The sequence below is a fragment of the Limnohabitans sp. TEGF005 genome (assembly GCF_055394835.1).
The window spans coordinates 686690-710596 of the sequence record NZ_AP029226.1 but is presented as its reverse complement, the minus strand read 5'-3'; the positions used below and the strand labels follow the sequence as shown (position 1 = coordinate 710596).

19 protein-coding genes are annotated in these 23907 nt (G+C 59.9%); 5 read left to right on the top strand and 14 right to left on the bottom strand.

From position 1 onward, the window contains the following. The first annotated feature begins 4 nt into the window (after window positions 1–4). Both ACZ5RG_RS03395 and ACZ5RG_RS03390 read left to right on the top strand, forming a co-directional pair. Window positions 5–967 carry a homoserine kinase gene (locus tag ACZ5RG_RS03395; protein WP_464447786.1) on the top strand — a complete coding sequence of 321 codons (963 nt, stop codon included), beginning with the start codon at window positions 5–7 and terminating at the stop codon, window positions 965–967. 4 nt (window positions 968–971) lie between these two features. Further along, window positions 972–1748, top strand: a complete 777-nt coding sequence (locus tag ACZ5RG_RS03390; RefSeq protein ID WP_298600147.1) for a BPSS1780 family membrane protein — start codon at window positions 972–974, stop codon at window positions 1746–1748. A gap of 54 nt (window positions 1749–1802) precedes the next feature. Here ACZ5RG_RS03390 and ACZ5RG_RS03385 read toward each other — a convergent pair whose 3' ends face one another. Both ACZ5RG_RS03385 and ACZ5RG_RS03380 read right to left on the bottom strand, forming a co-directional pair. Beyond that, window positions 1803–2279, bottom strand: a complete 477-nt coding sequence (locus ACZ5RG_RS03385) for an FKBP-type peptidyl-prolyl cis-trans isomerase (RefSeq protein ID WP_298600144.1) — start codon at window positions 2277–2279, stop codon at window positions 1803–1805. A gap of 196 nt (window positions 2280–2475) precedes the next feature. Beyond that, on the bottom strand, window positions 2476–4926 hold the full coding sequence (locus tag ACZ5RG_RS03380; protein WP_464447785.1) for a UvrD-helicase domain-containing protein: 2451 nt from the start codon (window positions 4924–4926) through the stop codon (window positions 2476–2478). Window positions 4927–5149: 223 nt separating this feature from the next. Between ACZ5RG_RS03380 and ACZ5RG_RS03375 the strand changes: the two genes are divergently transcribed. Further along, the gene (locus ACZ5RG_RS03375) at window positions 5150–6127 is read left to right on the top strand and encodes a GMP reductase (RefSeq protein ID WP_312259511.1); all 978 of its coding nucleotides are present in this window, start codon (window positions 5150–5152) and stop codon (window positions 6125–6127) included. Window positions 6128–6183: 56 nt separating this feature from the next. Here the strand turns inward: ACZ5RG_RS03375 and ACZ5RG_RS03370 are convergent, their stop codons facing one another. Beyond that, complete coding sequence (locus ACZ5RG_RS03370; RefSeq protein ID WP_464447784.1) at window positions 6184–7089, bottom strand: LysR family transcriptional regulator; 906 nt, start codon at window positions 7087–7089, stop codon at window positions 6184–6186. Window positions 7090–7208: 119 nt separating this feature from the next. On the opposite strand from ACZ5RG_RS03370, the gene ACZ5RG_RS03365 reads away from it, so the two are divergent. Beyond that, window positions 7209–8186 carry a Bug family tripartite tricarboxylate transporter substrate binding protein gene (locus ACZ5RG_RS03365; protein ID WP_464447783.1) on the top strand — a complete coding sequence of 326 codons (978 nt, stop codon included), beginning with the start codon at window positions 7209–7211 and terminating at the stop codon, window positions 8184–8186. A 16-nt stretch (window positions 8187–8202) separates the two neighbouring features. After that, complete coding sequence (locus ACZ5RG_RS03360; RefSeq protein ID WP_464447782.1) at window positions 8203–9408, top strand: M20 aminoacylase family protein; 1206 nt, start codon at window positions 8203–8205, stop codon at window positions 9406–9408. A 69-nt stretch (window positions 9409–9477) separates the two neighbouring features. Here ACZ5RG_RS03360 and ACZ5RG_RS03355 read toward each other — a convergent pair whose 3' ends face one another. The 11 genes from ACZ5RG_RS03355 to ACZ5RG_RS03305 form a co-directional block, all read right to left on the bottom strand. Further along, a complete protein-coding gene (locus ACZ5RG_RS03355; RefSeq protein WP_464447781.1) occupies window positions 9478–10353 on the bottom strand; it encodes an alpha/beta hydrolase in 876 nt (291 codons plus the stop codon). A gap of 14 nt (window positions 10354–10367) precedes the next feature. Next, window positions 10368–12530: a TonB-dependent receptor plug domain-containing protein gene (locus tag ACZ5RG_RS03350; RefSeq protein WP_464447780.1), complete on the bottom strand. Its 2163-nt coding sequence runs from the start codon at window positions 12528–12530 to the stop codon at window positions 10368–10370. Between the two features lie 178 nt (window positions 12531–12708). After that, window positions 12709–14160 carry a DEAD/DEAH box helicase gene (locus ACZ5RG_RS03345; protein ID WP_312259517.1) on the bottom strand — a complete coding sequence of 484 codons (1452 nt, stop codon included), beginning with the start codon at window positions 14158–14160 and terminating at the stop codon, window positions 12709–12711. 39 nt (window positions 14161–14199) lie between these two features. Next, the gene (gene dcd / locus ACZ5RG_RS03340; RefSeq protein WP_019425458.1) at window positions 14200–14769 is read right to left on the bottom strand and encodes a dCTP deaminase; all 570 of its coding nucleotides are present in this window, start codon (window positions 14767–14769) and stop codon (window positions 14200–14202) included. Between the two features lie 82 nt (window positions 14770–14851). After that, window positions 14852–15961 (bottom strand): BMP family ABC transporter substrate-binding protein, encoded by a 1110-nt coding sequence (locus ACZ5RG_RS03335; RefSeq protein WP_298597868.1) that lies wholly within the window; start codon window positions 15959–15961, stop codon window positions 14852–14854. A 73-nt stretch (window positions 15962–16034) separates the two neighbouring features. Further along, window positions 16035–17411: a homoserine dehydrogenase gene (locus ACZ5RG_RS03330; protein WP_464447779.1), complete on the bottom strand. Its 1377-nt coding sequence runs from the start codon at window positions 17409–17411 to the stop codon at window positions 16035–16037. Window positions 17412–17776: 365 nt separating this feature from the next. Further along, entirely contained in the window at window positions 17777–18826 is a 1050-nt protein-coding gene (locus ACZ5RG_RS03325; protein WP_464447778.1) for an adenosine deaminase, read from the bottom strand. A 319-nt stretch (window positions 18827–19145) separates the two neighbouring features. Beyond that, window positions 19146–20285: a BMP family ABC transporter substrate-binding protein gene (locus ACZ5RG_RS03320; RefSeq protein WP_312259521.1), complete on the bottom strand. Its 1140-nt coding sequence runs from the start codon at window positions 20283–20285 to the stop codon at window positions 19146–19148. Window positions 20286–20335: 50 nt separating this feature from the next. Further along, a complete protein-coding gene (locus tag ACZ5RG_RS03315) occupies window positions 20336–21256 on the bottom strand; it encodes an ABC transporter permease (protein ID WP_464447777.1) in 921 nt (306 codons plus the stop codon). Beyond that, the gene (locus ACZ5RG_RS03310; protein WP_464447776.1) at window positions 21256–22329 is read right to left on the bottom strand and encodes an ABC transporter permease; all 1074 of its coding nucleotides are present in this window, start codon (window positions 22327–22329) and stop codon (window positions 21256–21258) included. Before ACZ5RG_RS03310 ends, ACZ5RG_RS03315 begins: the two co-directional genes overlap by 1 nt. Beyond that, window positions 22316–23875, bottom strand: a complete 1560-nt coding sequence (locus tag ACZ5RG_RS03305) for an ABC transporter ATP-binding protein (protein WP_464447775.1) — start codon at window positions 23873–23875, stop codon at window positions 22316–22318. Before ACZ5RG_RS03305 ends, ACZ5RG_RS03310 begins: the two co-directional genes overlap by 14 nt. Between the last annotated feature and the right edge of the window lie 32 nt (window positions 23876–23907).

Sequence of the window (23907 nt, the reverse complement as noted above, 5' to 3'; positions counted from 1 at the left end):
TCCCATGGCGGTATTCACCGAAGTCTCTGAAGCCCAGGCCAACGACCTGATGCAAGCCCTGAATTTGGGCCAACTCACTGCCTTGCGCGGCATCGAAGGCGGTATCGAAAACACCAATTACTTCGCCACCACCGATCAGGGCGAGTATGTGCTCACCCTGTTCGAGCGCCTGACACATGCGCAGCTGCCGTTTTATCTGTTGTTGATGAAACACCTGGCCGGGCGCGGCATTCCCGTGCCGGACCCTGCCGCCAACCGCGATGGCGATGTCCTTCACACCGTGGCCGGAAAACCCGCTGCTGTCGTCAACAAGTTGGCAGGCAAGAGCCAATTGCAACCGCAGACTGTGCACGCAGCCGCCGTGGGCGAAATGCTCGCACGCATGCACCTGGCGGGGGCCGACTACAACCGCAGCCAGCCCAACCTTCGCGGCCTGCCTTGGTGGAACGAGACCGTGCCCGTGGTGCTGCCTTATCTGGACGAATCCCAGTCCAGCCTGCTGCGCAGCGAGCTGGCCTTTCAAAACCACACGGCGGCCAGGGCCGCATATGCGGCCCTGCCACGAGGCCCGGTGCATGCCGATCTGTTCCGCGACAACGTGATGTTTGACGGCGAGCGGCTGACGGGTTTCTTTGATTTCTATTTTGCGGGTGTGGACACTTGGCTGTTTGACTTGGCGGTGTGTCTCAACGACTGGTGCATCGACTTGCCCACAGGCGTGCACGATGCCGAACGCGCCCAAGCCATGCTGAAAGCCTACAACCAGGTGCGCCCCTTGAGCGCAGCAGAGCGCGAGCTGCTGCCTGCCCTTTTGCGGGCAGGGGCTTTGCGTTTCTGGATTTCAAGGCTCTGGGACTACCATCTGCCCCGTGAAGCCTCCATGCTCACACCCCACGACCCCACGCACTTTGAGCGCGTGCTGCGTGGCCGCGTTGACCACCCTGTTTTGGCCTCTGCCCTCATTTGACACCATGAACCTGCACATCGTTCCCGCCCGAACAGGCCTCCACTGGGCCATGCAAGGCGTGCGTACCTTCTGGCGCCAGCCACTGGCCATGTCGGGCTTGTTCTTTTTGTTCATGGCCAGCGTATCGATCGTGTCCATGGTGCCCTTTGTAGGCGGCGCTTTGGCTTTGGTGATATTGCCTGCCCTCACGCTGGGCATGATGGCCGCCACACAAACCGCCGTGCTGGGCAAATTTCCCATGCCCAGCATTTTGTTTGTTGCGCTGAAGGCAGGCCCCCAACGCAAAACCATGCTCCACTTGGGCGGCTGGTACGCGATGATGTTTTTGGGCCTGATGCTCGCGTCCATGCTGGCCGACGGTGGCACCTTTGCCAAAGTCTATTTCGGCGGCAGCCCCATGACGCCTGAAGTGGTCAATACCGAATCATTTCAAGCGGCTTTGTGGATCTCGATGGTGCTGTACATCCCGGTGTCCATGATGTTCTGGCATGCCCCGGCTCTGGTCTATTGGCATGGTCTGCCTGCCGGCAAAAGCCTGTTTTTCAGCCTGGTGGCCTGCTGGCGTAACCTGAAGGCTTTCTCGGTCTATGTGCTGGTCTGGATCGGCATTTTCACCGGCTCAGGCATTGTGGCCTTGCTGGTCGCCAGCTTGCTGGGCGATCCGCAGTTGATGATGGCGATACTCATGCCCATGGCCTTGATGGTGGCAGCCATGTTCTTCACATCCATGCTGTTCACCGTGCAAGACTGCTTCAGCGCCAGCCCTGACGAACCTGTTTAACCCGGTAGGCTCACGGGCAAAAGCCCGTCAGCATCTGGCGTTGGGCTTTGCATCTCAGTGGTGATGACCGTGCGCACCGTGCGCGTGGCGGTGGGTCACCTCTTCTTCTGACGCAGCACGCACTTCCTGCACCGTCAAGCTCAGGGTCAAGTGCTGACCAGCCCAGGGGTGGTTGGCGTCCAAAATGACTTTGTCGCCCTTGATCTTGACCACATTGAAAACCTGTTCATGGCCCTCGGCCGAGCGGCCACGCAGCTGACCGCCCACTTTGACGCCCGGTGGGAATTCGCTTTTGGGGATGGTCTGCACCAGTGCCTCATCGCGTTCACCAAAGGCGTCTGCCGGGGCCAGCTTCAAAGTGGTGGTAAAGCCCACTTCCTGCCCTTCTAACGCTTCTTCAATTTTGGGGAAAGTGTTGTCATACCCGCCGTGCAAGTAAGCGGTGGGCTCTTGTGTCTTGTCGAGCAACTGGCCTTGGGCGTTCACCACTTTGTGGTGCATGGTGACGACGGTGTCTTTGGTGATTTTCATCTGGCATTTCCAAGTTTTGAAACCCTGAATTGTCGTTCAGTTGCGCGGCCCCCAGCGACGGGCGATCCACATCAGTCGTCCTGACACCCGTCGTCCTCGCGCATGCGGGGATCCATGCCTGCGACGACCATGGATTCCCGCCTTCGCGGGAATGACGAAAAAGGGCAATGACGACAAAAATAGACGCGAAGCGCACTCAAACCACGGTGAGTTTGGCCACGCTCAGCGCCAGCCACTTCACGCCGTGGCGCGGGAAATTCACTTGTGCGCGGGCATCGACCCCGGCACCTTCGACCGCCAGCACCTTGCCCTCACCAAATTTGGTGTGGAAGACGTTTTTGCCAGCGCTGATGCCGTGCTCAGGTTCGGCCTTTTGCACCGGCACGGGCGGGCTTTTGTAGGTTTCGGTGCTCAGGCTGCTCTGGCCCCAGGCCGGTCGGGCATGGCGGCTTTGCGCCGGGGTCTGGCCCCAGCCACCACCAGAACCACCAGAACCACCTAAAGCACTGCCATAAGCGCCGCCACCACCGCCCGTGCCCAGGTTAGAAAATCCGGCTTGTTTGGGCGTGATCCATTTCAGGCACTCTTCTGGCAACTCTTCCAGAAAACGGCTTTTCAGGTTGTATCGGGTCTGGCCGTGCAGCATGCGTGTTTGCGAATGGCTCAGATACAGGCGCTTGCGAGCGCGTGTGATGGCCACATACATCAGACGGCGCTCTTCCTCCAACCCGTCAAAGTCGTTCATGGCGTTTTCGTGCGGGAACAGACCTTCTTCCAGGCCCGTGATGAACACCGCATCAAACTCCAGGCCCTTGCTGGCGTGCACCGTCATCAACTGCACAGCGTCTTCTCCGGCTTGCGCTTGGTTGTCGCCCGCCTCCAATGAAGCGTGGGTCAAAAAGGCCGCCAACGGGCTCATGATCACGCCGTCTTCGCTGAACTCATCAATCGTGCCCAAGTCTGCGTCTGTAGAGCCGCTCAAACCTTGGCTGGCCGGGCTTTGCCCCAGGCCTGAGGTGCCTTGCGGCAAAGCCACTGCACTGCGGCCAAAACCTTCTTGCGTGACAAAGCTCTCGGCCGCGTTGACCAATTCTTCCAAGTTTTCAACGCGGTCAGCGCCTTCTTTTTCGGCGCGGTAATGGTTCACCAAACCGGTCTTGTCCAGCACCAGGTCAATGATCTCGCGCAGGGTCAGGCCCTCGGTTTGTTCCCGAAGCACATCGACCATGGCCACAAAGGCGGCCAAATTGGCCCCTGCCTTGCCCGTGGTGGCGCTCACCGCGTCGTGCAAAGAACAACCTGCGGCACGCGCAGCGTCTTGCAACTGCTCGATGCTGCGTGCCCCAATGCCGCGCGGCGGAAAGTTGACCACCCGCAAAAAGCTGGTGTCGTCGTTGGGGTTCTCCATCAAGCGCAGATAGGCCAGCGCGTGTTTGATTTCGGCGCGTTCAAAAAAGCGCAAACCGCCGTACACCCGGTACGGAAACCCGGCGTTGAACAAAGCGGTCTCGAGCACGCGACTTTGCGCGTTGCTGCGGTACAGCAGCGCAATCTCTTTGCGTGCAAAACCGTCTTGTTTGACCAATTGACGCAACTCATCCACCAGCCACTGGGCCTCGGCAAAGTCAGACGGCGATTCCACCACCCGCACCGGCTCGCCCGCACCCTGATCGGTGCGCAGGGTTTTGCCCAAACGCGTTTTGTTGTGGCTGATCAGGTGGTTGGCAGAGTCGAGGATGTTGCTGTAACTGCGGTAGTTCTGCTCCAGCTTGATTTGGTGTTTGACCTGAAACTCACGCACAAAATCGGCCATGTTGCCCACGCGGGCACCGCGGAAGGCGTAAATGCTCTGGTCGTCGTCGCCCACGGCCAAGATGGCGCACCCAACTCCGTCATGAGCGCCCTCACCCGGCAAACCCGCCAGCTGCTTGAGCCAAGCGTATTGCAGCTTGTTGGTGTCCTGAAACTCGTCCACCAAAATATGGCGAAAACGGCGGCGGTAATGCTCGCGCACATGCGTGTTGTCGCGCAGCAGCTCATACGAGCGCAGCATCAGTTCACCAAAATCCACCACGCCTTCGCGCAGGCATTGCTCTTCGTACAGCTGGTAAAGCTCAACCTTGCGGCGGGTCTCGTCGTCACGCACCGGCACGTCTCCCGGACGCTGGCCGTCTTCTTTGCAACCCGAAATGAAATACTGCACCTGCTTGGGCGGAAAGCGGTCTTCGTCCACATTGAACTGCTTGCACAGCCGCTTAACCGCCGAGAGCTGGTCTTGCGTGTCCAAAATCTGAAACGTCTGCGGCAGCCCCGCCAACTGGTAATGCGCCCGCAAAAACCGATTGCACAGCCCGTGAAAAGTACCAATCCACATGGCGTTCACGTTCACCGGCAGCATGGACTGCAAGCGCAGCTTCATCTCCTTGGCGGCCTTGTTGGTAAACGTCACCGCCAAAATGCCGCCGGGCGAGACTTGCGAGGTTTGCAGCAGCCAGGCGATGCGTGTGGTCAACACCCGGGTTTTGCCAGAGCCTGCGCCCGCCAGGATCAGGGCGTGCTCTGGTGGCAAAGCCACTGCACGGTGCTGCTCGTCGTTCAGTTGGGCCAACAAAGGGGAGGAAGTGTTCGATTGGGTGTCTGACAGCATAGGGGGAGATTGTAGGAACTAACTTGTCGAAACCGAGGCCCTTTCGACGGCTTAAAAAGCAGTCAGGCAATGCGGGTAGAATCAGACACCGGGCCCAAGATTCTTGTGCCCGGTTTTTTTTGCCCCGAATCTGCAATGGGTTCATTTCAGGGGCCAGAAAACCGGCCAAGCCAAGCGCTCATTCGTTCCTTTTAACGATTCCTTTTTGGAGCTTGGTTTTCTCATGGAAATTTTTGATTACGACAACATCTTGTTGCTGCCACGCAAGTGCCGCGTGGAGAGCCGTTCCGAGTGCGACGCGGGCGTCGAACTGGGTAGCCGCAAGTTCCGCCTGCCGGTGGTGCCTGCCAACATGAAGACGGTGGTGGACGAGTCCATTTGCCTGTGGATGGCGCAAAACGATTACTTCTACGTGATGCACCGTTTTGACCTGGACAACGTTCAGTTTGTGCGCGACATGCACGCCAAAGGCGTCTACGCCTCGATTTCTCTGGGTGTCAAAGCCCCTGACCGCGCCACGGTGGACCAGCTGGCCGCCGAAGGTTTGGTGCCCGAATACATCACCATCGACATTGCGCACGGCCATGCCGACAGCGTGCGCGACATGATCGGCTACATCAAGGCCAAATTGCCTGCGAGCTTCGTCATCGCCGGCAATGTGGCCACGCCCGAAGCCGTGATCGATCTGGAAAACTGGGGCGCTGACGCGACCAAAGTGGGCGTGGGCCCCGGCAAGGTGTGCATCACCAAACTGAAAACCGGTTTTGGCACGGGCGGCTGGCAGTTGTCGGCGCTCAAGTGGTGCGCTCGCGTGGCCACCAAGCCGATCATTGCCGACGGCGGCATCCGCAGCCACGGCGACATCGCCAAGAGCATCCGCTTTGGCGCGAGCATGGTCATGATCGGTTCGCTGTTTGCCGGCCACGAAGAGTCGCCCGGCAAGACCGTTGAGGTCGATGGCGAGATGTTCAAAGAGTACTACGGCTCAGCATCTGACTTCAACAAGGGCGAGTACAAGCACGTGGAAGGCAAGCGCATTTTGGAGCCAATCAAGGGCAAGCTGGCCAACACGCTGATTGAGATGGAGCAGGACGTGCAAAGCTCGATCAGCTATTCAGGCGGCACCAAGCTGATGGACATCCGCAAGGTCAATTACGTGACCTTGGGTGGTGACAACGCTGGCGAACACCTGTTGATGTAACGCCGTCACCGCGTTTCGTCAAACAAAGGGAGTCCATGGGCTCCCTTTTTTCATGCTCAGTCGGTCAGCCAGTGGGTGACAAAAGACCGGAACACCGCCATCACCGGCAGTTCGGTGCGCCCTGCCAGGGTGATGAGCGCCAGCTGCGCCCCCCCGCGAAACGGCGGGTCCAAAACCAGTTCCACCAGCGAGCCATCGGCCAGCCCCTGCCGAGCGGCCCCCACAATGCCCAGAAAAATCGCATCGGTACGGCGCACTACGTCGATCAGACTGGAGATCTCTTCGCACTGCAAGGTGGTCATCTGAGCCGGGTTGGCGCGGGGGCCATAGTGGTCCACCATGGTGCGGGCCACCTCTTGCGACAGCGGTGTCGAGGCGATGGGGTAAGCCAGCAGGGCTTCAAATGGCACCGACTCAGGCTGGCGCGCCAAGATCGGGTGCCCCTGACGACACACAAAACCGGCCCGCATCTCGACGATGTGCGCCATTTTCAGGTCAGGCGCAGCATCTACCCGCCGCACATCGACCACCAGGGCGTCCAATTGCCGCTCACGCAACTGCACCAGTTGCAACTCGGTCGAGCCTCGCGACACAGCCACCTGAACCGTCGGATGGTGTTCGGCCATGTGCTGGAGCCAGGGCGTCATCAGCATGGCCCCCGGCCCCGAACCCAGCCCGACCCGCAAACTGCCCAGCCCACCCTGTTGCAGCAAAGCAGCCCCCTGCCGCAGCTCTTGCGCCTCATGCACGATGCGCCGGGCCCGCTCCAGCACCGACTGGCCAAGCGGAGTCAGTTCGTTCTTTTTACCAATGCGGTCCACCAGTGGCCCGCCCAATTCTTCTTCCAGCACCTGAATGCTGCGACTGAGCGCCGACTGGGTGATGTGCAGCTTCTCGGCGGCACGGCTGAACGAGCCTGTCTCGGCCAGTGCGAGCCAATGCGCCAGATGTTTGAGGTTCATGCATTCATTTTACGAATGAAAATCATAAAAATAAGTCATTGGACACATGAATTTTGACTTCTTACGATCTGTGCATGGTTTTAGGACCATTCAAAATCCAACAGTAAACAGGAGACAACATGAACGTCAAAACCCTTCTCAGCAGCTTGCTCGTCGCCGCCAGCGCTTTCGGCCCTGCTTGGGCGCAAACTTACCCGGCCAAAACCATCAGCCTGATCGTGCCCTACCCCGCAGGCGGTCCTTCTGACTTTTTTGCCCGCAAACTGCAACCCGATGCGGCAGCCAAGTTGGGCCAGACCATGATCATCGAAAACATCGGTGGCGCTGGTGGCGCGATCGGCATGGCCAAACTGGTCAATGCACCGGCCGACGGCTACACCCTGAGCTTGGGCAGCCCGATGGAGTTGGTGCTGGCCCCGATGGCCATCCAGGGTGTCAAGTACAAATCCGAAGACTTCAAGTTGGTCGCGCAGTTCGCCACCACCAACACGATTTTGGCGGTGCGCAACTCGCTCAATATCAAGACGGTGGACGAACTGCTGGCCCTGGCTCGCAAAACCACTGACAAGCCTCTGAGCTATGGCAGCGTGGGCCCTGGCTCGCTGTACCACTTGATTGGCGAGCGCTTTTCGCAGCTGACCAAAGTGCAGATGTTGCACGTCCCCTACAAAGGCATTGCCCCCCTGTTGACCGACCTGATGGGTGGCCAAATCGACATGGCTTTCCTGCCCATGGCCGGCTCCATCCCCCAAACCCTCATCGACGGCAAAGTTCAGGGCTTGGCCGTGACCTCTAAAACGCCGCACCCCTTGTTCAAACAGTTCCCCGCCATGGCCGCCATGAAAGGCTTGGAAGCCATGGACTTTGACATCTGGGCGGGTGTGCAAGTGCACAAAAACACGCCAGACGCCGTGGTCAACACCCTGAACAAAGCTTTCTATGCGGCCGCTGAAGCCCCCGAAAACCGCAAAGCCCTGGAAGGCAGCGGCAACGTGGTCTTGCCATCACGCACCCCGGCCGAGCTGGCTCGTGTGTACCAAGGTGAAATCGAGCGCTACCGCGCCATTGCCAAGTCGATCAACCTGCAACCCCAATGAGCCACAGGGACTGACCATGAATGCCCCCAGTGACGCTTTTCTGCACGACAAACTGCAGGCCCTGCATGCCGAAGCGGATGAATTCATTGCGGTTCGCCGCGATATTCACAAGCACCCGGAGATGGGCTACAAGGAGTACCGCACCAGTGATCTGGTCGCCGAGCAACTGAGCGCCTGGGGTTATCAGGTCACGCGCGGCCTGGGCGGCACAGGCCTGGTGGGCCAGATCAAGAAAGGCACGGGCAACAAAAGCATCGGCATTCGGGCCGACATGGACGCCCTGCCCATTGACGAAGCCACGGGCTTGCCTCATGCCAGCTGCAACGTGGGCATCATGCACGCCTGCGGTCATGACGGCCACACCGCCATGCTGCTGGCAGCGGCCAAGCACATTGCCCAGCAAGGCGTGTTCTCGGGCACGGTGAACCTGATTTTTCAACCCGCCGAAGAAGGTCTGGGCGGCGCGAAAAAAATGATGGAAGACGGTCTGTTCAAGCAATTCCCTTGCAACGCCATCTTTGCCATGCACAACATGCCCAGCCACCCGCAAGGGCACTTGGTCTTGCGCGATGGCTCGGCCATGGCGTCTTCTGACAACGTGACCATCACCTTGCACGGCAAGGGCGGGCACGGTGCCATGCCGCATGTGGCGGCCGACCCGGTGGTGGCCGGATCGGCCATCGTGCTGGGCCTGCAAAGCATCGTGGCCCGCAACATTGACCCGCAGCAAATGGCCATCATCACAGTGGGTGCGTTCAACGCCGGGGTGGCCAACAACGTGATCCCGCAAACCGCCACACTCAAGCTGAGTGTTCGTTCACTCGACCGGGATGTGCGCGTCCTGCTCGAAAAGCGCATCACCGAGCTGGTGCATGCGCAAGCCCAAAGCTACGGCGTCACGGCCGAGATCGACTACCAACGCGGTTACCCGGTGCTGGTCAACCACCTGCACGAAACCGACTTTGCCCGCACGGTGGCCGAAGAACTGGTAGGCGCAGACAAAGTGGTGCGACAAGGCCGCGCGCTGACTGGCAGTGAAGACTTTGCCTTCATGCTCGAAGAGGTGCCGGGCAGCTATTTGCTGATCGGTAATGGCGACGGCACAGGTGACGGCCACGGCGCTTGCATGGTGCACAACCCCGGCTATGACTTCAACGACAAAAACGTGGCGATCGGCTCGGCTTTTTGGTCGCTGCTGGTGGAGCGATTCTTGCCCGCTTGAACCTGCGGCACTGTTATGCAAAAGGGCAAGCCAAATGGCTTGCCCTTTTTTTGGGGTGTGGGCTTGGGATCAGGCCGATTTCTGCCCGATCAAGGTTTTGGCCAGCACGTTCAGGCGACTGCCAGGGCGGGTGAGGTCTGTGACCACACTGAAATGGTTCAAACCGGGCAGGTCTTCGCAGACGGGCACGGTCTTGGGCCCCCAGGCTTGGTGAATCAAGCGGTTGTGCCGCAAAAACTCAGCGCTCTCGTCACCCCCGACCACGGTGTACAAAACTCCTTGGCGAGGCCTCTGCCATTTGGCCGGGCTGGCCATGCGCACATGGGCTGGGGTGATGCGCAGATCGCCCTGCACAAAAGGTGTTTTGCGCACAGGCGCCAGATCGAACAGGCCCGAGATCGACAAAGCCTTGCGCACCAAGCCGGCAGGCAAATCGCGCCCCAGCTTCTTCCAGTCACAAGCCAGCAACATGGCGGCCAAGTGGCCACCCGCCGAATGACCGATCACGGTGATGTTGTTGCGGTCGCCCCCGTGCGCGCCAATGTGACGCCAAACCCAGGCACTGGCTTGTGCCATTTGCAAGGCGATGTCGGGCACGGTCACAGGCTGCGCCTCGGTGCCGGGGCACAGGGCGTAATTGACCACCACCACGCAAGCGCCCATGTCGCGCAGCGCAGGCGCCACAAAAGAATGGTCCGCTTTGTCCAGACTGCGCCAATAGCCACCATGGATGAAGATCACCACAGGCGCATCGGCACGGGCTGCCGGAAAAATGTCCAGCGTTTCGTTGGGTCCGTCGCTGTAACGCACATCCAGCTGCGCTGGCAAGGTCTGGCGTGCCTGCTCAGAGGCGTTTTTCCAATGCGCAAAATGGTCGGCAAAGTCAGGCACCAGCGCCCGGTTGTTGTACATGCGGTCGTGCCAGGCGGCGTCTTTTTTGGGCATGGGTGTCTCCTTTTTTAGATTTTCATTTCCACTCGAAGCTGCACATTGCGCCAATTGCGGTCGGTGGTTCGGGCTGTCTCGCTCGCACCGCCGCTGCTGAACGTCGTGGCGGTCTCGTAGTGACGGGGCAGCAAGTTGCTGACCGTCAAGCGCAAGGCCGTCGCAGCAGAATAACGCCACAGACCATACACATCAACCACGCGCTTGACACCCTGGTATGAGAACTGCTCTTGGCTGCGACGGGTGTCGTAGTCAGGGTTCCAGTTGACATTGCCGCCCACGGTCAACGGCAAGCCGCGCAAGCGGTAATCGGCGCCGAGGTTCGCGGTCATGCTGGGCTGCTGGTCCAGCCGGTTGTCGGGGCCTGGAACCTCCTTGACCTTGGAATGGAAAAAGCTGACGTTGCTGCGAATGTCCACAGGCCAAGCCTCTGCCCAAGCTTGGTTCAAGCGGAATTTGGCTTCCAGCTCGATGCCTTGGGTGACCGCATCGCCCACGTTTTGAGGCGTAGACACCCAGCGCGTTTGATTCGACCAATTCATGGTCTGCAAGCTGGTCTGGTATCGGATCAGGTCCTTGATATTCCGACGGAACACATTGGCACTGAGCACCCCACCGCCCTCCAGGTAACGCTCGAAACCGAGGTCAATGCCGGTGGCCAGCTCGGGGCGCAAATCGGGGTTGCCCAAACGGTCGGGCTGGGTGGGCACATTGTTGCCAGAGATGGGGTAATCGCGCGAGTACCGCAGCGGTGCCACCAAGTTGTAAAGCGTGGGGGTCTTGTAGCTGCGCGTCAGGCTCATGCGGATCTGGTCGCGCTGGGCCGGATCGGGTTTCCACAAGGCGTGCAACAGCGGTGTCCACACCTGGCTTTGGTTGCGCTTGAGGGTTTCGCTCACTTGCCCCTCGGTCAAGATGCTCTCGTAGCGAACGCCCGCATAGGCCGACCAGTTCGGGTTGATCTTGAACTCGTCTTGGGTGTAAGCCGCCCAACGCGCCGTGCTGGCCTTCAGGTTGCCGCTGTCGTCGCCCGCACCCGCGCTGGCCTCTTCGACGCGACGCACGCCTTCGTGCTCCAAGCCACTGACCAGCTGGTGTCCATTCTCGAGCACACGGGTCCACTTGCCATTCAGGCTGGTGCTGCGGTCTGTGAAGCGCTGCTCATCAAGGGAATTGGCCAACAGCGCCGTGGTGCTCACAGCCGTCTGGGTGATCTGTTGGTCGTAGTGGGATTGCCCCAAACCGAAACGCACTTCCAGACGGTCATCGGCTGACAAGCGCTGGCTCCACTGGCCGTTCAAACGGGCTGCGGCGTAGCGGCTTTGGTTGTCGGTCAAGGCGGTGTCGGTGATGGCAGGCGACGTCAACCGCCGGGCATCGGTGCGGCCTTGGGCTGCGTATTCGGAATAAATCAAAAAAGGCGTCAAGGTCAGGCTTTTGCCCTGCTCACCTTTCCATTGCAAACGGGCATTGGCGTGCACGCCTTGGCGATGGCTCTCCGACTGCGCCATGCGTACCTGGGGGTCACGAAAATCCGACGCAATCTCGGTCACGCTGTCATCGGCACGTCGGCTGTCCATCGCAGACAGCGTGAACGTCCCGCTCAAGGGCTCGGTTTTGAGGTTGTGCACCCAATTGAGCTGGTTGGAGCCCTGTCCATGCTCTTGGCTGCGGGTGATCTTCAAATCGTCCGGATTGGCCCTTTGCCCTTCACGCAGCACGATGTTGATCGTGCCTGCGATGGCCTGCGCCCCGGTTTCGGCGGTCGGTGCACGCAAAATCTCGATGCGCTCGACCTGCTCTGGCGTCAAAGAATCCACCGAAAAACCCGGCGGCATGCGCTCACCGTCCAGCAAAATCTGTGTGTAGCCGCCACCCAAGCCACGCATGCGGATGGCCCCGCCCCGGCCCGGTGCGCCTTGCACCGTCACACCCGGCAAACGCTTGAGAACATCACCCAAGGTGGCATCGCCTTGCTTCTCGATCTCTTCACGACCGATCACGATTTTGGAGGCCGTAGACTCCCGCCGCACTTCGGTGTCGTTGTTGCGATTGCCACGAATCTCAACCTGACCGAGATCGGTCACTGCGGGCGTGGTCGATGGGGTTTGCGCCAAGGCAACAGGAACGGCCAGACAAACTGCCGCCGATGCCGCAAAGACCCGCGACAGAGGCATCGAAGGCCCTGTCAGAGGCATGAAAAACGAGGGAAATGAAGGGGTGGAGCTGGTGTCGCGCATTTGCCGATTTTGACAGCCTCAAATGACACCCGTTTGAAGCCCCATGAAAGACCGGGACTGAAACCCGATCAATCAGACAAGCGCTCGCCCGATGGGCAAGCCTTGGTTCATGCTTTTACTCGCCCGACTTGAACAAGGCAGCCACCTTGCGCTTGGGTTTGATGTTGGCCGAAATCGACGAACGCACAGTTTGAGGGCCACTGGGCTCCCAACTCGGTGCGGTGTCGGTAGCCGCCGCCTCGTAGGGCTTTTGGAAAAACGGATCGCGGTTGACCGGCGCAGGACGGAAGCCGCCACGGCGCTCTTGAGGTGCGTCCAGCGCATCACGCGGGTCGTGCTCCCGACGACGGCCTTCGGGGGCACGCGAACGGGGACGGTCTTCGGCGCGTTCGCCCCACTTTTCAGGCGCAGGGCCTGCGGGACGGGTGTCCAGCTGCAGGGTTTCCACCTCCAGCTTTTTCTTGATCAGCTTTTCAATGTCACCCACCAAGCGGTTGTCAGATGGGCTGACCAAAGTCACCGCCAAGCCCGACGCACCAGCGCGGCCCGTGCGACCAATGCGGTGCACATAGTCTTCGGCGTTGAAAGGCACATCGAAGTTGAACACCGCAGGCACATCCTTGATGTCCAGACCGCGCGCGGCCACATCGGTGCACACCAGCAAATCGACTTCGCCTTTTTTGAAGGCTTCCAGTGCTTTCAAGCGCTCGTCCTGGCTCTTGTCACCGTGCAAAGCCGCAGTGCGCAGACCTTCACGTTCCAGCGAGCGGGCCAGGCGGCCGCAACCGAGCTTGCTGTTGACAAAAATGAACGCCTGCTTGATACCCCGGTCGTCCAGTACTTTGCGGATCACGCGGCGCTTGTCATCGTCTTGCGCGGCGTAAAAACGCTGCTCGACAGTGGATGCAGTCTCGTTGGGGCGGGCCACCTCGATGGTGACCGGGTTTTGCAAGTAGCTGCCAGCCAGGCGCTTGATTTCGGGAGAGAACGTGGCCGAGAACAGCAAGGTGGTGCGCTGCTTGGGCAAGAAACTCAAAATGCGTTGCAAATCGGGCAAGAAGCCAATGTCCAGCATGCGGTCGGCTTCGTCGAGCACCACATATTCAACTTGGTTAAGCACTGCGTTTTTGGCTTCGATGTGGTCCAGCAAACGGCCCGGCGTGGCGACCAGCACCTCAACGCCTTTTTTCAGCTCTAGGGTCTGGGGCTTCATGTCCATGCCGCCAAACACCACAGCGCTGCGCAGCTGGGTGTACTTGGCGTACATCTTGATCTGCTGAGCCACTTGGTCGGCCAGCTCGCGCGTAGGCAACAGCACCAAGGCGCGCACCGGGTGACGGGCGGGCGATGTGGAGGGGTTTTCGTGTTTGAGCAGGCGCTGCAGCAAAGGCAGCGAAAATGCCGCCGTTTTGCCTGTGCCGGTCTGGGCCGCGCCCATCACGTCCTGGCCTGTCAACACCACTGGAATGGCTTGGGCCTGGATAGGGGTCATGGATTCGTAGCCCATTTCGGCTACGGCTCGTGCCAGCGTGGGCGCCAGCGATAAATTTGAAAAAGAGTCGGTCATTAACCTGCTATTGTCGCATTTTGGCTGACGCGCCCAAAATCACGTTTTAGGCAAGGTCACGCCCACCTGGCCCTGGTACTTGCCGCCACGGTCTTTGTAGCTGGTTTCACAGACTTCATCGCTCTCGAGGAACAACACTTGGGCACAGCCCTCGCCCGCATAAATTTTGGCAGGCAGCGGTGTGGTGTTGCTGAATTCGAGGGTCACATAACCCTCCCACTCGGGTTCAAACGGCGTGACGTTGACGATGATGCCGCAACGGGCATAAGTGCTTTTGCCCAGGCAAATGGTCAACACATTGCGCGGAATGCGGAAGTATTCGACCGTGCGGGCCAATGCAAAACTGTTGGGCGGGATGATGCAAACATCGCCCTCGATGTCCACAAAGCTGCGTTCATCGAAGTTTTTAGGGTCCACCACGGTGCTGTAAATGTTGGTGAAAACTTTGAACTCGGGCGCGCAGCGGATGTCATAGCCGTAGCTGCTGGTGCCGTAGCTCACGATTTTCTGGCCTGCGGCGTTTTGACGGATCTGACCGGGCTCGAACGGCTCGATCATGCCGTGCTGCTCGGCCATGCGGCGGATCCATTTGTCGCTCTTGATGCTCATGGTGCGTCCTTTGATGATGGACATGATTTTAGTGGCGATCCAAGGGCCCCGCCGGTCAGTGGCTACACGGCTCCGATCCGCTTTAACGCGAAATTTTGCCCACCACGCCTTGCACGAGGTAGTTCATGCCCAAAATCTGGGCATCGCTCAGGCTTTGACCGGCAGGCAAAACCACGTTGCCTTCGTTGTCCATGATCGGACCGGCAAAGGGGAACAATTTGCCCGCACCCACGGCCTTTTGTTTGGCGACAATTTCATCCTGAACTTTTTTCGGCACCTTAGGACCAAAGTCGCCGACGCGGATCATGCCGTCCTTGACACCACCCCACACACTGCCCGAGGCCCAAGTGCCTGACATGGCGGCTTTGACCCTGGCCGCGTAGTAATCACCCCACTGGTGCGTCACGGCAATGATCTGCGCATCGGGGCCGATCTTGCGCATGTCGGAGTGGTAGGCCACCGCCATCTTGCCGCGCTCTTGCGCTGCGGCCATCACGGCGGTTGATCCGGTGTGAAAAGCGATCACATCCACATCTTGGTTGAACAAGGCCATGGCGGCTTCGCGCTCTTTCGGTGGGTCAAACCAAGCATTGAGCCAAACCACTTTGACGGTGGCTTTGGGGTTGACCGATCGCATGCCCAAAGTGAACGCATTGATGCCTTGCAGCACCTCAGGGATCGGGAAACCTGCCACATAACCCGCCACGTTGGACTGGGTCATGCGACCGGCAGCAATGCCCGCCAAATAGCGGCCTTCGTAGTAACGGGCGTTTGAGGCCGCCACGTTGGACGCCGTTTTGAAGCCCGTGACCGACTCGAACTTCACATTCGGAAACTCTTTGGCCACCTTGAGCGTGGGCTCCATGTAGCCAAAGCTGGGCGTGAAAATGATCTGATTGCCCTGCTGGGCCAAATCACGGATCACGCGCTCGGCATCTGCGCCCTCGGGCACATCGGCCACAAACGTGGTCTTGACCTGATCACCCAAAGCACGCTCGACAGCCTTTCGGCCCTCGTCGTGCTGCTTGGTCCAGCCCGCCTCGGTGATCGGCGAGACATAGACAAAACCAGCTTTGATGGGCTCGGTGGATTTGGTGGGCGTTTTTGCCGAAGTTTGGGCAGGCGTTTGAGCCTGAACGGCGGATAAGAAAAAGCAGGCGGCCACGAGCGTGGCAGCGAGGTTTTTGTACATGGTAGTCCTCTACATGGCCCCGGGGATTGAACAAAACGAAGCCCGCCGGGGCAGCGGGCTTCGGGGCGTGATTTTACATGGCGCTTGAGTTCAAATCTTCCACGCGCCACACTGCCGCAGGTGCTGCAAAGCCTTGCATTTGCGGCAGCGCCTTGAGCCGGTTCGCCAAATCGTCCCCCGTGAGGCTTTGCGTCAACACGACCAGCGCATCTTGGCGCACATTTTCAGGATGCCGCACATGTGCCCATTGCTGAACCTCCACACCCGCTGACTGGAGCCAGCCTGGCAGACAAGTCAACAACTCGGGCCGCTCATGCAAGGCGAACCGCAGGTAATGGCGCGAAGCCACCTGGCCAATGGGCAACAGGGGCCAAGATTGGATTGCGCTCGCTTGCACAGAGCGGTACGGCACCCGAGCAGACAAGCCGGCAGAGGCCAGTCGAGCCACGTCCATCAAATCGGCTACCACCGCCGAGGCCGTGGTCAGCGACCCCGCCCCGGCACCGTAATGAAACGTTGGCCCAGCGGCATCCGCGTTCACCCAAATGCCATTCATCGAGCCCTGCACCTGAGCCAGCAAATGCTTCTCGGGCACCAGCGCCGGGTGCACCCGCACCTCGATCGATTCTGAACGCTGCCTGGCCACGCCCAACAATTTGATGCGGTACCCCAGCGCTTGGGCACAGACCATGTCCCAGGCTTCCACGCGGGTGATGCCCTGGGCGTGCACCTGCGCAAAGGGCACATCGGCCCCAAACGCGATGGCCGCGAGCAATGCCGTCTTGTGGGCTGCATCCACGCCCTCGATGTCAAAAGACGGGTCGGCTTCGGCAAAACCAAGCGCTGTGGCCTGCCGCAAAGCCGCGTCAAAGCCCATCCCTGTCTCTTGCATGTGGGTCAAAATGAAATTCGTTGTGCCGTTCACGATGCCCACCACCTCATAGATGCGGTTGGCGGCCAAACCCTCGCGCAGGGCTTTGATGATGGGGATGCTCACGGCCACAGCGCCTTCATAAGCCACGATCACACCTTGGGTTTGTGCCGCTGCAAAAATCTCGCTGCCGTGTTCAGCCAACAGCGCTTTATTGGCCGTGACCACATGCTTACCTTGTGCGATGGCTTCGAGCACCAGCGTTTTGGCCAGCGTCACCCCGCCCATGACTTCCACCACCACATCAATGTCTGGGTGCCGCACCAAGGCCAAGGGATCGCTGACCAAGTCCACGTCAGGCCCGACCACCTGCGCGGCTTTGTGCAAGTCCCGCGCAGCAGCCATGACCAGCCGAATCGGCCGCCCCACACGTTGCGCGATCAAATCGGCATTTCGGGCCAGCAATTGACAAGTGCCAGAGCCCACTACGCCTGTGCCGACCAAACCGACCCGCAAAGCGCCAAGGCCCGAAACTTTGAGAGCCGCAGGCCACGCAGAAAAAGAAGAATCTTGAAACATGCTCATCTCCAAACAGTTAGAACCAGCTGCCGGGGCTGGTTTGTTTGGAAATCCACCAGTGGGCAGCCAGGAAGGCCACCCGAACGCGCTCAGGTGGCCGCGTGGGTCGTGGTGGTAATCATGTTGAAACGCCCGCTCGAACAACGGGCCCAAGCCGCAGCCCGTGCAGGAAGCACACAGACCCAAGTTTGGTGTTTGTTCAATGCAAAAGGTTTCAACATGGTTTGAGTTTATCGCAAACCACCCACCACACCGAGCGGCAAACGGCTGCCCCGCCAAGTACCAAGCCATGCAGCATGGCCTGGCCAGCGTGGTGAACCACCGTCAAAGTGTTTGGATGGCGCCATCTGCGGGTGCTGCCCGCTTCAGTCTTGTTCTACAAAACCCGCAAAGCATTGCTTGAGTTCATGCATCCAGCGGTGCTTGTCGGCCTCTGGGGCAAAGCTCGCCTCAATGCTGTTGGCAGCGAGTTTGTAGGCTTGTTGGGCATTCAGCTGCAAGGCGGCGAAAGTTTGCAGGTAGTTCTCATTCAAGTAGCCGCAAAAGTAAGCCGGGTCGTCCGAGTTGATCGTCACGCACAGGCCCGCCTCCAGCATCTGGCCCAGGTTGTGGTCGGTCAGCTGCTTGAACACGCACAACTTGAGGTTGGACAGCGGGCAAACGGTGAGTGGGGTCTGCTCATCGGCCAGTCGTTTCATCAAGGCTGCATCGTGGATGGCTTGCACGCCATGGTCGATGCGCTCCACGTTCAGAACATCAAGCGCGCTCCAGATGTAGGCGGGTGGCCCTTCCTCACCGGCATGGGCGACGACATGCAGGCCCAGCTCGTGCGCACGCGCAAACACGCGGGCAAACTTCTCGGGCGGGTGGCCCACTTCGCTGGAATCGAGACCCACGCCAATAAAGTGCTCACGCCAAGGCAGGGCTTCTTGCAGCGTGGCCAGGGCGTCGTCTTCGGACAAGTGGCGCAAAAAACACAAGATCAAATCGGCGCTGATGTTCAGCTGCGTTTGCGCATCGCGGCAAGCGCGGCTCAGGCCCCCGATCACCTTGGCCATGCTCACGCCACGCGCCGTGTGGGTTTGGGGGTCAAAGAACAATTCGGCGCGCACCACATGGTCGGCCGCCGCTTTTTCAAAGTAAGCCCAAGCCATGTCGTAAAAGTCTTGCTCGTGCAACAGCACACTGGCCCCGGCGTAATACAGGTCCAGAAAACTTTGCAAGTTGGTGAAGGCATAAGCGCTGCGCAACGCCTCGACATCAGCGTAGGGCAACGTCACGCCGTTGCGCTGGGCTAGTCTAAAGATCAGTTCGGGCTCAAGGGAGCCTTCGATGTGGATGTGCAGCTCGGCTTTGGGCATGACCCGCAGCAATTCAGGCAAGCGATGGGGGGCGATGGCGTGGACTTTGAACATGTCGATTTCCCTGTGTGGGTGGTGCGCCATGTTAAGCCGGAAATTGGCCCAAAAATGAGGAAGCCGCCTGACTTGCATCAGGCGGCTCAAGTGTCACAGAGGAAAACCGAGAGATGGATTCCCGATCGAGTCGGGAATGACAAGCCCCGTGAATTCCCGATCACGTCGGGAATGACAAGCCCCGTGGATTCCCGATCAAGTCGGGAATGACAAGTCCCGTGAATTCCCGATCACGTCGGGAATGACAAGCCCCATGGATTCCCGATCGAGCCGGGAATGACAAATCAGCGGAATTCCCGAACAAGTCGGAAATGACGCGTCACTTGCCGGGGATCTTGCCTTCCACGCCCTTGACGTAGAACATCACACCGCCCAGGAACTTGTCGTCAGCGACAGCGTCTTTGGCCAGCACTTCTTTACCAGCTTGGTCCTTGATAGGGCCTTTCCAGATGGTGAAGCTGCCGTCTTTCAGACCGGCTTTGATCTCGTCGATCTTTTTCTTGGTGTCTTCTGGCACGTCAGCGGCCACGTTGACCATGTCGATCGCGCCTTCTTTCACGCCCCACCAGCTTTGGCCGGTGCTCCACTTGCCTTCCAGCGCCTCACCCACGGCCTTGACGTAGTAAGGACCCCAGTTGATCACTGCCGAACCCAGGTGGGCCTTGGGGCCGTAGGCGGTCATGTCGGAATCCCAACCAAAGGCACGCTTGCCCAATTTTTCGGCGGTTTGCAGCACTGCCGACGAGTCGGTGTTTTGCATCAGCACGTCGGCACCGCCATTGATCAGCGATGTGGCGGCTTCTGTTTCTTTCGGTGGGTTGAACCACTCGTTCACCCACACCACTTTGGTCTTGACCTTGGGGTTGACCGACTGGGCACCCATGGTGAAGCTGTTGATGTTGCGCACCACTTCAGGGATGGCGATCGAGGCGACCACGCCCAGCGTGTTGGTCTTGGTCATCTTGCCGGCGATCACGCCAGCCATATACGCGCCTTCGTAGGTGCGGCTGTCGTAAGTGCGCATGTTCTCGGCAGTTTTGTAGCCGGTGGCGTGCTCGAACTTGACGTCTTTGGTGTCAGCAGCCACTTTGAGCATGGGCTCCATGTAACCAAAGGTGGTGCCAAAAATCAGCTTGTTGCCTTGGGCCGCCATGTCGCGGATGACGCGCTCGGCGTCAGCGCTTTCTGGCACTTTTTCGACAAAGCTGGTGACCACTTTGTCGCCGAAAGCTTTTTCGACTTCTTTGCGGCCGTTGTCGTGCGCAAAGGTCCAGCCGCCGTCGCCCACAGGGCCGACATAAGCAAACGCAATCTTCAGGGGCTCGGGCTTGGCGGGCGCTGCAGCGGGGGCTTCGGCCTTGGGCGCTTCTTCTTTTTTGCCACAGCCGACCAGTGCGGCGGCGGCCACAGCGGTCAGGGCCACCATCTTGACGATGGAGCGCTTGGAGATGTCTGTCATGTCAGTTCCTTTTGTTGTTGAACAGGGTTACAGGGGTTGAAAAAAAGCAATTATGAACCGGGATAAAACGGTTTACCCAAGGAAGCGGGCATGTTCACACGAATCCAAGCCGGATTGCGCGAGATCAAGGCCAACACCACGATGGTGGCGATGTAGGGCAGCGCCGTGAGCATCTGGCTGGGCACCTCAACACCCATGCCTTGCAAATGGAACTGCAGCATCGTCACGCCACCAAACAAATAAGCCCCGAGCAAAACCCGTGCCGGACGCCATGTGGCAAAGGTGGTCAGTGCCAACGCGATCCAGCCCTTGCCCGCCACCATGCCTTCGACCCACAGCGGGGTGTAGCTCACCGAGATGTAGGCCCCGGCCAAACCGCACAATGCGCCGCCAACCACCACCGCGGCCAAACGGATGCGGCGCACCGGGTAGCCCAAGGCATGGGCCGAAGCGGGCGATTCGCCCACGGCTCGCAGCACCAAACCAGTGCGGCTTCGGTACAAAAACCAAACCAAGACCAAGACCAGCAGCATCGCCACATAGACCAAGGGATGCTGCTTGAACAAAGCGGGCCCGACCAATGGGATGTCGGCCAAACCGGGGATGGCGTAGTTCGCACGTTCGGGCAGTTTTTCTTGCACGTAGCCAATGCCCACAAAGGCCGAAAAACCAACGCCAAACAAACTCAGGGCCAGCCCCGTGGCGTATTGGTTGGTGCCCAGCCAAATGACCAGCACGCCAAAAATGGCCGCCAGCACCGCGCCCGCGCCCATGCCCGCCGCAAAGCCCAGCCAGTCGTTGCCCGTGTGCACCACGCAAGCAAAGCCCGCAATGGCGGCGCACAGCATCAGGCCCTCGGCGCCCAGATTCACCACCCCGGCTTTTTCATTGATCAGCAAGCCCAAGGCGGCCAAGGCCAATACCGTGCCCGCGTTCAAGGTGGCGGCGATCAGCAATGCATAAGACTCCATCAGACACTTCCCTTCTTCGTTGCCACCCAGCGCAAACGGTAGGCCACCAAGGTGTCACACGCCAACAGGCAAAACAACAGCAAACCCTGGAACACACCCGTGATCGACTTGGGTAAACCCAGCCGCGACTGTGCCAACTCACCGCCGATATAAAACATGCTCATCAGCACCGCCGACAGCACCATGCCCGCTGGGTGCAAACGCCCGACAAAGGCCACGATGATGGCGGCAAAACCGTAGCCCGCAGGCACATACGGCGTGAGCTGTCCGATGGGGCCCGCCACCTCCAGTGCGCCCGCCAAGCCCGCCGCACCGCCCGAAGTCAAGAGCGCGACCCAAAGCGCCTTGCGCGAAGAAAAGCCCGCGTAACGCGCCGCATCGGGTGCCAAGCCGCCCACTTGCTGGGCAAAGCCCGCCCGTGTGCGGAACAAAAACACCCACAGCAGCCCCGCGCCCACCAGCGCCAACAGCAAGCCCACGCTGACGCGTGAGCCGCTCATCAAGCGCGGGATCTGCGTCACGGCCTCAAAGGTTTTGGACTGTGGAAAGTTGAAACCCGCAGGGTCTTTCCAGGGGCCGTAAACCAGATAACTCAGCACCATGTCGGCCACATAGACCAGCATCAGGCTGACCAAAATTTCGCTGGCGTTAAAGCGGTCACGCAGCAGCGCCGTGATGCCCGCCCACAGCATGCCACCCAGCACGCCCGCCAGCAGCACCGCCAACACAATCCAGCGGCTGCTGTCTTTGTCGGCCAGCAAGGCCACACCCCCAGCGCACACTGCGCCAATGACAAACTGCCCCTCGGCCCCGATGTTCCACACGTTCGACCTGAAGCACACCGCCAAACCCAGCGCGATCACCAACAGCGGCGTGGCCTTGACCATCAACTCGCCCAGCGCATAGCTGGTTTTGACCGGTTCCCAAAAGAACATCTGCAAACCGCGCACGGGGTCTTTGCCCAGCGCCATGAACAAGGCCACGCCCAGCAACACGGTGAGTACCAGCGCCAGCAAGGGCGAGGCATAAGTCCACAGGCGCGAAGCCTGAGGACGGGGTTCAAGCCGCAGCATGTTGAGCTCCTTGTTGTTGAGACGCGGCAGAGGCGGCCTCGGGCCACAGCCCACTCATCCACTCGCCAATGCGCTCAACAGTGGCCTCGGTCCGCGCCACTGAGGGCGACAAACGCCCCTTGGCGATCACATGCATTCGGTCTGACAACTCAAACAATTCGTCCAGCTCCTCACTCACCACCAAGACCGCGCAACCTGCGTCGCGCAGCGCCAAAATCTCGGCGCGGATTTGCGCCGCTGCGCCCACGTCCACGCCCCAGGTGGGCTGCGACACGATCAACAACTTGGGGGCTGCGCTGATCTCGCGCCCGACAATGAACTTTTGCAAATTGCCGCCCGACAGCGACTGCGCCGGGGCGTCTGGCCCGGCCGCCTTGACCTTGAAACGCTCGATGACGCTGCGGGCCTGATCGGCCAGCGCCCCCATGCGCACCCAGCCGCCCGCACCCAGGGCTTCGCTGCGCGTCAGCAAGAGGTTTTGCGACAGACTCAGCGATGGCACCGCCCCTCGGCCTAAGCGCTCTTCGGGCACAAAGTGCAGGCCCAACTGCCTGCGCGGCACGGGCCCCAAGCCCGCCACCGCCTGGCCCAACAAACACACGCTGTCCGCTGCGCACTCCACGCCCGCGCGGGTGTCTTCCCCCGACAAGGCCCACATCAGTTCTTTTTGGCCATTGCCCGACACCCCGGCCAGGCCCACCACTTCGCCTGCCCGCACTTGCAGGTCGATGCCCTCCAGGTCCACGCCAAAAGGGTCTTGGCGCTTCAGGCTCAGGCCCTTGACCGACAAAACCACTTGGCCCGGTTCACGCGCCAGATGCTGCAAAGCCGGTGGCTCAGCCCCAATCATCAAGCGGCTCAAGCTGGCGTTGGTTTCTTCGCGTGGATCGCACACCCCGGTGAGCTTGCCGCCGCGCAGCACGGTGCAAGCGCTGCACAGCGCCCGGATCTCGTGCAGCTTGTGCGAGATGTACAAAATGCTGACGCCCTGGCTGACCAGCTTGTGCAAGACCACAAACAATTTCTCGACCGCCTGAGGCGTCAACACCGAAGTGGGCTCGTCCAAGATCAACAGCTTGGGCTCGGTCAACAAGGCGCGGATGATCTCGACCCGCTGCATCTCGCCCACGCTCAAGGTGTGCACCGGGCGGTCGGGCTCCAAGTCCAGGCCATATTCGCTGGCCTTGGCCACAATGCGCTCGGTCACTTCGGCCAAGCTCAGAGATTTGTCCAGGCCCAGCCAGACGTTTTCGGCCACAGTCAAGGTGTCAAACAAGCTGAAGTGCTGGAACACCATGCTGATGCCGAGCTTGCGGGCTTCTTGCGGGTTTCGGATATTGACCGACTGGCCGTTGAACACCACCTGACCCTCGTCGGGTTTGACCGAGCCATAGATGATTTTCATCAAAGTGGACTTGCCCGCGCCGTTTTCGCCCAGCACGGCATGGGCTTGGCCGGGCATCACGGTGAGCGACACGTCCTGGTTGGCCACCACGCCTGGATAGCGTTTGGTGATGCCTTGCAAAGACAAAAGGGGTGTGGTCATGTCGGGTGCGAATGAGTAACTAAACAGGTCAC